Source organism: Chthoniobacter flavus Ellin428 (assembly GCF_000173075.1).
Classification (GTDB): domain Bacteria; phylum Verrucomicrobiota; class Verrucomicrobiia; order Chthoniobacterales; family Chthoniobacteraceae; genus Chthoniobacter; species Chthoniobacter flavus.
In genome coordinates this window covers 73,097-85,391 of the sequence record NZ_ABVL01000015.1, presented here as the reverse complement: position 1 = coordinate 85,391, position 12,295 = coordinate 73,097, and the positions used below count along the sequence as shown (strand labels likewise).

Annotated in this window: 3 protein-coding genes; 1 reads left to right on the top strand and 2 read right to left on the bottom strand. The window is 60.0% G+C overall.

Annotation, left to right across the window (positions count from 1 at the left end):
- The first annotated feature begins 163 nt into the window (after nucleotides 1–163).
- The gene (gene rplT / locus CFE428DRAFT_RS21485; protein WP_006981756.1) at nucleotides 164–550 is read left to right on the top strand and encodes a 50S ribosomal protein L20; all 387 of its coding nucleotides are present in this window, start codon (nucleotides 164–166) and stop codon (nucleotides 548–550) included.
- Between the two features lie 107 nt (nucleotides 551–657).
- Here the strand turns inward: rplT and CFE428DRAFT_RS21480 are convergent, their stop codons facing one another.
- Together CFE428DRAFT_RS21480 and CFE428DRAFT_RS21475 are read right to left on the bottom strand one after the other, a co-directional pair.
- Nucleotides 658–1,878, bottom strand: coding sequence for a sensor histidine kinase (locus CFE428DRAFT_RS21480; RefSeq protein WP_006981755.1), 1,221 nt, complete (start codon nucleotides 1,876–1,878; stop codon nucleotides 658–660).
- A gap of 183 nt (nucleotides 1,879–2,061) precedes the next feature.
- Nucleotides 2,062–12,081: a M36 family metallopeptidase gene (locus tag CFE428DRAFT_RS21475; RefSeq protein ID WP_006981754.1), complete on the bottom strand. Its 10,020-nt coding sequence runs from the start codon at nucleotides 12,079–12,081 to the stop codon at nucleotides 2,062–2,064.
- Nucleotides 12,082–12,295 lie beyond the last annotated feature (214 nt).

Below are 12,295 nucleotides of genomic sequence, written 5' to 3'. Positions count from 1 at the left end.
AGAACGAATCACCCAGCCGCACGGCTCCGACAAAACCACAGATCCGGCCACCTGCTCCGCCTCGCGGGGCACTCAGCGAATGAGGTCGGCAGGATCATCCACTAAAAGAACAGTTCGCTGAAAGAAAACAGGAGGCCCGGTGAACCCGGGTTTTTAATCAACTATGGCACGTGCCACTAATGCTCCCGCCAGCCGGGAGCGCCGCAAGAAAGTCGTCGACAAAGCCCGTGGGTATCGCGGACGTCGTTCCAAGCTCTATCGCTACGCGAAAGACGCGATGTACAAGGCCCAATACTGGGCGACTCGCGACCGCAAGACGCGCAAGCGCAACTTCCGCATGCTCTGGCAGCAGCGTATCAACGCCGCCGCCCGCGCTCACGGCCTCACCTACAGCCGTTTCATCGAAGGCCTGAAGGCCGCCGGCATCGAGCTCGACCGCAAGGTCCTGGCCGACATCGCCGTGACCGATGAAGCCGGCTTCAAGGCGATCTTCGACAAGGCCAAGGCCGCGCTCGAAGCAAAGGCGAAGTCTGCGAAGAAAGCCGCCTAAGCGCGAGAATCCAGTTTCACTTTAACCACGGCCTCGGATGCAGCAATGCGTCCGAGGCCGTTTGTTTTTTACTTACTGCAGGCCGCTTGCTGCGACGACTGTGCCGTTCAAACTTCGGGCGCAGCGCTCGTCGGCCCTACGCTGGAGAGGTCGATGGGCAGATTCACCTGGAAGCTGCTGCCCTCGCCGGCGGCGGACCGGAACGTGATCTCACCATCGAGCAGGTGGGCGAGATGCCGCGCAATGACGAGGCCGAGGCCGAGGCCTTGATTCTCGAAAGGCCCTCGGCGATGGAACTCGCTGAAGACAAGCCGGGAGTTGATCTCATCGATGCCGACGCCGGTGTCTTCGACGCGCAAGATCCAGCGACCGGGTTCGTCCCGCGTGGTGCGCACCTGTACGGTTCCGTGATCCGTGTAGAGAATGGCGTTGGAAAGGAGAATGTCCGCAATCTGGCGAAGCTTGGCGCCATCCATTTTGACCGCGGGTAAATCGCCGGCGGCCGTACAATTCAGCTCGAGTCCCTTGTTGCGAGCGGCCGCCAGGTGATCCTGCTGCAAGCGGTCGAGAAACACTGAGAGCTCGATGGGTTCGAGCTTCAATCGCGTTTCACCGGCGAGGATGGCGGAGAATTCCTGCAGGCGGTCCAACAGCCGTTGCAAGCGGCCCGCACTGACGCTCAAATCCGCGGTGATCGACTGGCGACTTTCCACCGCGTCGCCCTCGATCAGCGCTTCTGTCGCGAGCCCCACGGCTTGCAATGCGTTACGCAGCTCATGCGAAACTCCACGCAGCAAGCGCAGGCGGGATTGGGCCACGCTGCGTAGTTGCTCCGTCGCCGCCTGGACCTGCTCGTAGGCGTGGTGCAACTGCCGCGATCGCAACAGGACTTCCGCCTGCTGTTCCTGCATGAATTGCCGCGCCGAGGCGGCCACGATCGTGTCGAAGAAGAGCCGGGACTTTTCCTCGGCTGCTTCTCTCAGCTCCGGCGAGTTGGTTTCCTGACAAAAGGCGCGGATGCGTTTGAGAACGATCTCCCGGACCCGGGCCAGTTCACGCAATACCTCATCGAGCCGGTAACCATTGCGCCACCGTGTCTTGCCGTGTTCTCGACCGGTTTTCTGGGTTTCGGGCGTGTTGACCGCCGCCGGCGCTTGAACGAGGGCGGTGACGAGTTCCGCGAACATTTCCGGGAAATGATCCTGCAACATCGACAGCGTGAGACTGTCGGCAGCCGGGATGCGTTTATCCTCGCGGACGGCGTGGATCCACTCCGTCATTATTTCATAGCGGTCCGCGTCCAACCGGTCGGCGAGTCGGTGACACATTTCCGCGTGAGATGGCGAGTGATCGGACATTTTGGCGGCGTAGGGTTCCGACTCCGAATCGCGGGACAGGCTCTTTTCAGACTGGTCGCAAACCGTTCCAGCAAAAGACTCGAGCTGATTACGTAGAGAGTTTCCGCACGTGAATATTCCGGTCTTTTGGAGGAGCGGAAACTGAGTGGCCGCTTATTGGCCGGTTACGTTGACCCGGAAAAAACTCTGTGGCTGCCCGGCTGGAGGGAAGGGGACAGTGACCGCTTCGATCTCGCTATCCTGGGCGATAACGGTGGGAATGTCAGCGCTATTGCTCCAGGTGGACAGACCGTTGCTGAAAGCGGCAACGTAGGTCAGTCCTACGGTCGCTGCATCCTTGCGTCGGCCAAATAGCGCAAAGTAATGCACGCCATCCGGGCTGTAGAGTGTCGGGACCCCATGCGCGACGAGTGTGCCGTTGCTGACCTGGATCGGGCCAACGACCGCGTTGGAACCAGTGGACGTCGCAAAAGCCCATTTTTGGAGGTTTTTCAAGCCGCTATTGTTGAAGTCACCCATGGGATCCAGGGCGGCACCGCTGAGGCCAAGATTGGTGGCCCAATCCTGATAAGGTGTCCGGCGAGTTACGGCGACGGAGTAGGTCTTCGTCGTGAGTCCGTCCTGCGCGGTGACGAGTGTGGTGATGGTGTTGTTCCCAATGGTCAACGAGATGGGATTACTCGGGCTGCCAGAAGCTACGGTTGTGCCATTGACCTTCACCGTCGACGCGACGTCGCCCACTGTGGGAGTCAGGCTGATCTGCAGCGTGGAGTTGGATACGCTCGCGGTGTAACTCGTAGTGCTGCTGGAGAACGCTGGGCTGAGCGTCCCACTACTCGGGCTGAGGTTGGATAGAGTGGCGTTGCTGCTCAACGTGGTAAACGTGAGGTCGTTGCCATTGGTCGTGCCATAGCTATTCAAGCCTTTCACCCGGAAATGGTAAGTGGTGCCCGGCGTCAATCCGGTCATAGATGCGGTCACGGGAGTTGCGCTCAAGCCGCTGGCGCTCGCAGGCGTGCCCGTGATCGTGGCGCCGTACGCGGCGGTCGGGCCGTAGTCAAACGAGACCGTCGATAAGGTGCCGTTAGCGTTGACGCTTCCGTTCAACGTTACACTCGTGGCGGTTATGGCAGACGCTGCCAAAGTGGTGCTACCAGGCGGACTGCCCAGCACGTCAAAAGCATTGCTGTCGCCGGTGTGTCCCGACCCATCATTCGCACGAAGCACCGTATGAACGGCGGTTTGTGGGATGCTGATATTGCCCGTCCAAACTCCATTTACAAAGCTTCCGGTCGTACTGGGGGAGACTGCGGTCGCACCGGAAGACCCTCCAATCCCGAGTTGGACGTTCGGCACTCCAGTGGTCGAACTCGGCGCCGGAGTCGTTCCCGACCAGGTGAGCGGATCGGGATTGCCCGAACCTTGGTACCAGTAGCCATTCCGTGTGCTGGTGGTGGCATTGCAAACCCCAAAACCCGCGGTGGTTGTCGCATTGTGACTGAAATCAATCAACAGATTGCTGACACCGTCGTAGGCGAAAGGCGTCGTGAATACGAAAGTGTACCAACCCGCGGACGAAATAGTCGGGCTGCCTTGATAAACCGTTGTCCAGCCCGTTCCATCCCAGGACGCCCCAGTTGAAGGGAGTGTAGAGAGTCCGGTATGCTTCATCCGAATCGTAAAGTTAGCCATGAGGCCAGGCGGCGTCGATACGCTGAGCGCGAGTGAATTGATCGTGCCGGCTGCGCCCAGTTCCGACTGCAGATAGATGATCTCGTCGCGGCTTTGCAGGAAATTTCCAGTGAGCGGAAGCACATACTGCCCCGTGCCGCTTCCGATCGTGCGTACTTCCGCTGGGGTGCCTACCAGGGAAAGGGCGGTCGTGCCGGCGAAACTGGTCACCGTGTTGTTCCCTGCATCCTGCGCCGTGATCGTGGCGTTGAAGGGAATGTTTACCGAGCGCGAAGCGGGTTGCGTGTTCCAGGCAAAGTGGTGCACGGCGCCGACACCCACGGTGAAAGCGTTGCTCGATCCACTATGGCCCGCTCCATCATTGGCGGTGAGCACGACATTGCTGTCGAATGTATTGACGGTCACGTTTCCCGTCCACACCCCGGCGGCGAAGTTGCCGGTTGTGGTGGGAGTAATGGAATCCGCACCACCAGTTCCGCTGGCGGCGAAAGCCGCGGTGCCGGAGTAGGCGGTCGCCGTCCTTCCACTGATCGTTTGCGCAGTAATGGTCACACTGAAAGGCGCGCCGCGTACTTGGGAAGCCGCGACTGTGGAGAACGTGAAATGATCGAGGTCGTTGTCCAGGACGGTGGTTGTGCCGGTGCCGTTCGTAAAACCGGTCGCGCTGGCCGTGACGGTGACAACCGCATCGCCATCGGTGGCCGAGTTATCCGGCGCGGTCATCGTAAAATAGCCCGAGGTCGAACCGGCGGAAATCGTCACCGTGGCGGGAACCGTCAGGCGCGAGGGGTTGCTGGAAGACAGTGAAACCGTCAGGGCGGTGGTCAGCGTCCCGGAAAGATAAACATAGCCATAGGTACTCCCGCCTTCGGTAACCTGGCTGCCGATGGAAAGGACGAGATTTGTATTCTCATCGTCCAGAATGTTAACGGTCGCCGAGCCGTCATTCCAGTTGTTCACGTGCGCCGTAATCGTAGCGGGGTGCGTGCCATTGATTTTCGTGTCGTTCACGATGGTCATCGTGAAGTTCACCGAAGTCTGACCAGCCGGGATGGTGACCGTGGCTGGAACTTGGAGCGCCGTGGTATCGCTGGAGGAAAGCGCCACCGTAATGTTTGCCGCCGGTACCGCACTGAGTGTGACGGTCCCCGTAGCGGTTCCTGCCGTTTCGCTGACGGATGCAGGAGCTGTCACGGCGAGCGTCGCTGTTTCGTTATCGTTCACCGTGATCGTGGCATACTTGCCGAGGACCTGGCCGCCCGAACTGCTTGCCGAAATTACGACGTTTTCGGAGCCGTTCAGCAATGCGTCGTCCAGAATGGTGAGATTGAAGGTAGCTGAAAGCTGGCCGGCAGGGATGGTCACCGTTGCGGGAACCGAGACCCGAGCCGGATCGCTGCTGAACACGGTGAGAATGGTGTCGGTCGCAAGGGTACGCGATAGCGCGACGGTGCCCGTAAGCGTGCCGGCCCCCTCTGTCGCCGAGGCGGGAATCGCCAAAGCGAGCGCCACCATATTGTCGGGGTAAAACGTTCGCAAAATGCCATCGCTTCCGGCGAGGTAGAGGATGCCATTTGCCAGGCTGGCCAGACCGCCGTTGCCGATGGTCTGGGTCAACGCATGCGTTTGTAGATTGAAAATGTAAGTGGCACTCGAGGAGGTCACGATCAGCGAGTCATTCGTGACGATTGGCTGGCCGATCAGGCTGCTTCCGCCCGTAACGTAGGTTCCGACGGAAGCGCCGGTCTGTCCGTCATAGGCGATCACGGCGCCCGAACTGATGGCATACACAATCCCGTTGGCGGCGGCTGGCGATCCATTGAACGTGCCCGGCACGCTCCAGGGGGAGGTGTGCGCGGCGAGGTCAACGGCGTAGAATTTCGCACTCCCGATGACATAGGCTCGGCCTTGATCAATCACTGGAGAGCCGGCCGTACCGAGGTCCAAACTCAAAGACCATAGGATCGACCCTGTTACCGGGTCATGAGCCCGGAAGCTTCCACCCACCCATGTGTAAATCGTACCATTGTAATAAGCAGGCGTCCATTGGTCATATTGCCCAATGGTTGAGTTAAAGAATCGCTGGCTACCGTCGGCGGTGTTGAATCCGTAAAGTCCGCCATAAGTTCCACCGTCCACCCACACACCGTCACCCACCACAGTGGGCGCAAAGTAACGCTCCCATTGGGCTGTGATAGCGCTCGACCACAGCGGGGTCCCATTTGCATCCCCGAAACACCATAGCTTCGAGTCGCCATAAGAAACTGTGCTATTCCCCTTTTCAACATAGACTTTGCCGGCATTCGCCGTCGGTGGATTTACCGAGTAGGATGGGACGAACGGATAACGCCAGATTTCACTTCCTGTCGAGGCGTCCAGGGCGCTGACATAGGAATCGCCGAAATAGGTGTAGGGCGTAACGAAAGCCTTTCCCCGACTGATAGCGACCTGGTTTAATCCCCCAGTGCTCGTCGGGTAAGTCACCGTCCAGCCCGCGTGATAGGGAAAAGTGTTGCCGGAGATTGGCTGGTATCCCGTGTGGGCGGGACCATTGCCAAAGGTGGGCCAATTCGCCGGATAGTCATAATCGTTGCCGATCACGTCGAAGGCGTTGCTCTGTCCGGTGGCGCCGCCGGGGCCCGTCGCGGTGACGATCACCCCCGAGGCGATGCTCGACATGTTGATCGTCCCCGTCCAAATTCCGTTCACGAAGGCGCCTGACGCCGCGGGTGTGACGCTCGAGCTGCCGTTTGCCGTCAGAGCCACGGTGCCGGTAAATCCGGTGACGACTGCGTTGGACGCATTGCGCGCGGTGATAGTGATGCTGAAGCCGCTATTCTTCGTTTGCGGCGATGCGATCGTGGCGAAGGAAAAATGATCCACTTCGTTATCCAGCACCTTGGTGATCGCGCTGCCCCCACTGAATCCGGATGCTCCAGCCGTGATTGTCACGTTGGCGTCCCCGTCGGGCTGGGAGTTGTCCGGCGCGGTCAGCGCGAAAGTCGCCGTGGTCGAGCCCGCCGGAATCGTAATATTAGCCGGGACGGTCAGGCGCGATGTGGTATCGGACGTCAGGGAGACCGTCAGTGCGGCAGGTAGTGTGCCGGAGATGGAAACCGTGCCTGTGCCCGTCGCGCCTTCTGCCACCGTAGTAGGAAGCGAGATGGCCAGGTTCGTATTCTCGTTATCCGCGATATTGATTGTTCCACTGACATCGCTCCATCCGGCGATATGCGCGGTGATGGTCGCCGCATGCGTGCCGTTGATCTTGTGATCATCGACGATGGTGAGCGGGAAAGTGACGGTGGTCTGGCCAGCGGGAATGGTAACGGTTGCCGGCACCTGCGCCGCAGTCGTATCGCTGCTGGAAAGGCTCACCACGAGATTGCTCGCCGCTGTGGCCGAAACCGAAACCCTTCCCGTCACCGGGGCGTCGCCTTCTGTGGCTGTCGGCGGGATGGAAATCGCCAGCATTCCTACGACATCGAAGGGATTGCTGTCTCCGGTATGCCCGGATCCATCGTCGGCCCGCAGTTTCATCTGGCTGGCCGCTTGTTGTACCGTCACATTCCCGGTCCACGTTCCCGACACAAACGCGGAAGCCTGGGTCGGATTGATATTGACCGAAGCGGGCAGTGAGCTTTGTGCCCACCCCACGGCATTGGAGACGATGTGATCCATGCCGGTGCCGATCGTGTAATAGTCTGTGCCGATGAGCACCACATGGCCTGCTCCCACGTCGCGGTGCAGCACTGCGGGCGCGCCCGAGCTCGCGTCTTGCAGATCGACGATGCCATTCGTGCTCGTGTAGTAAGAAATGTAGCTCCCGGTAAATGGGGTCGAGACGCCCGCGTTGAGAACGGTGCTACTGGCTTTCGTCAGAGACGCGGAAGAAAGCATGGTGCCCTTGGTCGCGTTGAGCAATCCGGCACTGGTCAGGATCTCATGTTCGTTCAATTGCCAGGAGCAGACGATGACGATGCCTCCCTGGTTGACGAAATTGGAGATGGTGGACGCCCAGCTCGTAGCCAGGTTGGAGAGCTGGGTCGTGGTTGCATTTTCCTGCTCCACGACGAGGAACACCTGTTTCCCCGCCAGCTGTGTTGCCAGAGTCGCGGGATCTGTGGTCGTGGTCGCTGTTTCCACGTAGTTTTGGAAATAGGTCGAGATGGCTTGTTTGGTGTGGTTATACTCGCCGGTGGCAGTCGTATCGGCGTAGCCGGTAAACGTGAGCACCTGAATGGTGCTGTTGGTGCCTCCGGACGTCACTCCACCGAGGCCCGCGTTTCCGTTGAAGCTGGTCACGATGTTATTCGCCGCGTCCCTCGCCGTGATCGTTGCGCTGAAGGGTGTGTTGACCAGTTGCGGACTGGCGACTGTGTTCCAGGCAAAGTGATGCAAAGCTCCTATGCCCACATTGAATGCGTTGCTGCTCCCCGTGTGTCCTGCGCCATCGTTCGCGGTCAGCACCACATTGCTATCGAAGCTGTTCACCGACACGTTGCCCGTCCAAACGCCCGCCGTGAATCCGGTCGTCGTTGTGGGGGTGATCGCGTCTGCCCCCCCGGTTCCCGCGGCCGAGAGGGCGACGGTGCCGGTGTAGGTGGGCACGGTGACGTCATTCACATCCTTCGCTGTAATGGTGACGCTGATGGCTCCGCCGCGAACCTGCGACGCGCCGATGGCGCTAATCACGAAGTGATGAGCGTCATCGTCGAGCACATTGGTCGTGCTGTTGCCGTTGGTGAAGCCGGATGCGCCGGCGGTGATCGTCACAGTGGCCGATCCATCCGTCAACGAGTTGTCCGGTGCTGTTAATGCGAACGTGGCGGAAGTCGAACCCGCTGGAATCGTGACGCCGGCGGGAACCGTCAGACGCGATGTGGTGTTGGAGGAGAGTGACACCGACAGCGCTGTGGGCAGCGTGCCAGAAATGGAGACTGTGCCCGTGCCCGTGCCCCCCTCCACGACAGAAACCGGCAGGGTCAGCGCAAGATTCGTGCTCTCATTGTCCTGCACCGCGATGGTTGCATTCCCATCCGTCCAATTTGCCACGTGAGCCGTGATGGTCGCGGAATGGGTGCCGTTGATCTTGTTGTCGTCCAGGACGGTGATCGTGAAATTTGCGGAGAGCTGGCCAGCCGGAATTGTCGCAATGGTAGGAACCTGGATTGCCGTCGTGTCAGTCGAAGTCAGCGACACGGCGATGTCATTCGCAGGGGCGACGGCCACGCTAACCGCCCCTTGCACGCTGCCCGCACTTTCCGAGACCGAGGTGGGAGCGGTGATCGTGAGGGTTGCAGTTTCGTTGTCCTGGACGGCAATCGTTCTCGCCGCCGAGGCGAAGGTCGGCGCTGTGGCGGTGATCGTGGCCGTTTGAGTTCCATCGAGCACGGCATTATCCACGATAGTGACATTGAAGGTCGCACTCGTCTGCCCTGCCGGTACTGTGACTGTGGCGGGCACCGTCACTTTTCCGGTGTTGCTTGAGGATAGCGATACGTTGACGGCTGAAGTCTGGGCTGGCGACAAGCTCACCGCTCCCTGTCCGACGAGGACACCATCGCCTTCAGTGGCGGAGACCGGAAGAGTCAGCCCCAGTTGCGCTGTAGAGTAAGTGCTGAAGTCGCTGGCCAAATAATCTGAGGGGGTGCCCAGACCTTGCGAAAGTCCAATCAAACCATCTTGGGCGGCTATCCCGAGGCAAGTAATCTGGATGCGGCCATCGAAGAACATTTCGATCTGGAAGCTGTTGGAATCCGAGGGCGAGATTTCCGACACGTTCTGCCATGTGACGGAAATGCGGTCGCTCGTCTGTTTCCAAGTCACCTGTCCGGTGGAAGGTAGGAGATCATCGAACAGCGCGGAGATGCGTGGCCGGTTGAAATGCGAGGCGAGTGATTCGGTATAACTGGAGTCGCCCGACCCGAAGGTCACGTATCCATTACTGCCGACGTAAAACGTGGTGTAACTCGTCCCGTAGAGTTTCACACTGACACCGCCGGCGGGAGTTACCTGCACAAACGTGTCGTCGCTCATGGGCAGCGACGTCCCGCCGGTCGGGTCGGTTGGAAAGCTGGTCGCCGCCGTGCGCGCCACTGAGTAAAAGTTATTCGACCCATTGGGCGTGAAGAGCCAGCTCTGATTTCTGGTGTCATTGCCGGAGGAGAAAAGCTCGGTAAAATAATCCCGCTGGCCGGTTCGCAGGGTGACGCCGCGTGTTTGCACCGCACTCGTGGTCACGTCGGTAAAACTGATCGTGTCACTGTAGGTGCCGTCTGCCAGGCCATTTGCCGTTGCGTTGATCGTGGCGACCACTTGCACCGAGGCTCCGCTGGCGAGTGTGCCACCCGCGATGGAAAGGGTGAGCCATGATTGTGTTTTGCTGGCGTTCCAAGTGATGGCGCCGCTGGAAGAATTGGTCAGCGTATAGATCTGGGACCCGGGAGCGAACGGCCCGCCATTGGGACCGACGGAAGTGAAGGAACTTGCGGGCGATATGCTGAGGCTATCCGGAATGTCAAAAGCCTCGGTTACGCCGGTGGTGGTCGAACTCGCAGGCACGGTTGCGCTCCCGCCCATGCCGCGCTTGGCAAATGCGGTCCAGAGCACGTTTTTGTTGGCTCCGCCATTGTCCACCAGATCCGCCTGAATAATGGCATCGCGTGCTTGCAGGAAGGTCGGATTCGCCGGCGAGAGCTTCATCCCATCGGTCACCAATTGCAGGACCATCTGGTTGCCGGCAGCGGCGCCCAGCTTGTTGATCAATCCAGCACGCACATCCCAAAGGGTCACGCACCAGACCTCGCCCTGGTTATGCACTTCCGATGAGTTGACGTTCGGTGGGCTGAAAATCGGGCTGCACGGAATTCCCGTGTGCGCGCTGGCCTTGGTGGGATCGATGTCCTTCAACGTCAACGGATTCTTGGTCATGTCCGTGCAGTATGGATACCGCCGGATGCCGTAATAATAATTCTGGGTCAGTCCGCTGAGTTGGTAGGATGCATACGCGCCGGCGGCGTAGGTGCCATTCACATCGTCTGCAGGCTGGCTGAGCAGGCAGAGGGCATAGAAATCCGACCAGCCTTCGCCCATGCCTTCGGTCTGCAGCTGGCTGATACCAACACCGCCGCCGACCAATCGGTTGCTGAGCCCGTGCGTATGCTCGTGGAAAACCACCTCCATATCCAGGTCCCCGTCGCGATGCGGGCTCGGTCCCGTGAAAATATACATCTGCATGCGCCCGGGCGAACCATCTGCGGGAGTGGAGAAGTTAGCGTTGTTTGTGCCGCTGCCGTCCTGGGCATCCGCCAGCACCGCGTCATTGCCGAGCCCACCCTTGCCGAAATTGTTTTGCTGAAAGTTGCCTGCGCTTTCGGTGAAGCCGAGTTCGTAGAGTTTGTCGTGATAGTAATTGCAGGCGTAAAAGAGCGACGTAAGGATCGCGTTCTGGTAAGTGGTCGGATCCTGGGTGAGATCGAGGGTAAAATCGAAATTGCGCGTGGCTGAGGTGGCGTGTGTCCCGGTCCCGTAGGTCGGATTGGTATTTCCGGTGTCCAGGTGTGCGTCGACGTTGTTGCCGTAGGTGGCGGTGCCGCCATCGTCGATCCAACCGTTGGGGGACGCGGTGTTGTCCAGTGCCGGGGTGGTAATCAGGTTGCGGGTGGCAGCAGCGGGCTGCGCGCTGCCGGGCGTGCTCAAGCCGGGCGACATCGGCGTGGGGCTATCGAACGGCTGCAGCGAAGTGGAGTCAGCGTAGACTCGATAGCTGGCATTACTGATGTCGGCAGTCAGCGACCGGCGCAGCAGCACCTCGCCCGTCTGAGCGTCCACCAGCACCTGGTACATTTCCTTCCCCGCCGTGCTCATGAGTGTTACGTCCCAACTCAACCGCGCTGTTGCCGTATCCATCGGTAGCCAGGAAAGCTTGGCCACTACATCCGATAAACCGGGCGCGGCAAGGCTTTGCTTTTTCTCTGCGCCAGTGGGTAGTGGAGCCGAACCCGTTTGCTGCGGCGCAATTGGAACACCGATGTTCGCCGCGGCTCGCGACACGGCGGCGGGCGCATCGATTGGCGGTTGAGCCACCAAAGCCGCACGCTGCTCAGCCGTCATTTGTGTGGCGGCTGCCGCATCTGACATGAAGGAACTGCCGGCCGCGATAATCGCGCCATCCTGCGTGAGGTTGGCTTTGAAAACCGTGTTGTAGAGCGGGATTCCGTCGACTTGCTGCTGCCAAACGACTGTCCGCATACCGTTGCGCGCCGTCACGTCATCGCGAGTCACCTTGCTGGCCGTCAGCGCCGTGGCATCGTGGCCAAAGAGGGCCGCATTTTCATTAACGAATTGATGGAGGCTGGCAAAGCCATCGCCGCCGGGCGCAGCCGGGGAAGTGAGGAATCCTCCCACACTGACAATGGAACTGGGGGCGCCGGTGATGGGGTCAAACTGAACGTCGGCCTGCGGCAATCGGCTGCGCATGAAGGCCAACGCCTCGGTGCGTGCAGGTCCAGGCTCCGCGGCGGTCGCTTTCTGACGGGAAAAATAGGGTAGGCGGCCTGGCGTGGGTGACGGAAGGCTCTGCGCTGCAGGTGCTGACTTTATGGAGGCGGGAGAAGCGGATGGGGCGTCTGTCCCTCGAGGCGTGGGCGGTATGGCGTCAGCGACATTGGTGAATTCCGGCCGTGACGGCGGG

What these genes read in the sequence shown, in the direction of transcription:
- CFE428DRAFT_RS21475 (WP_006981754.1), bottom strand. Translation starts at nt 12,081, where the DNA reads ATGCGCAGCCGATTGCCGCAGGCCGACGTTCAGTTTGACCCCATCACC.
- rplT (WP_006981756.1), top strand. Translation starts at nt 164, where the DNA reads ATGGCACGTGCCACTAATGCTCCCGCCAGCCGGGAGCGCCGCAAGAAA.
- CFE428DRAFT_RS21480 (WP_006981755.1), bottom strand. Translation starts at nt 1,878, where the DNA reads ATGTGTCACCGACTCGCCGACCGGTTGGACGCGGACCGCTATGAAATA.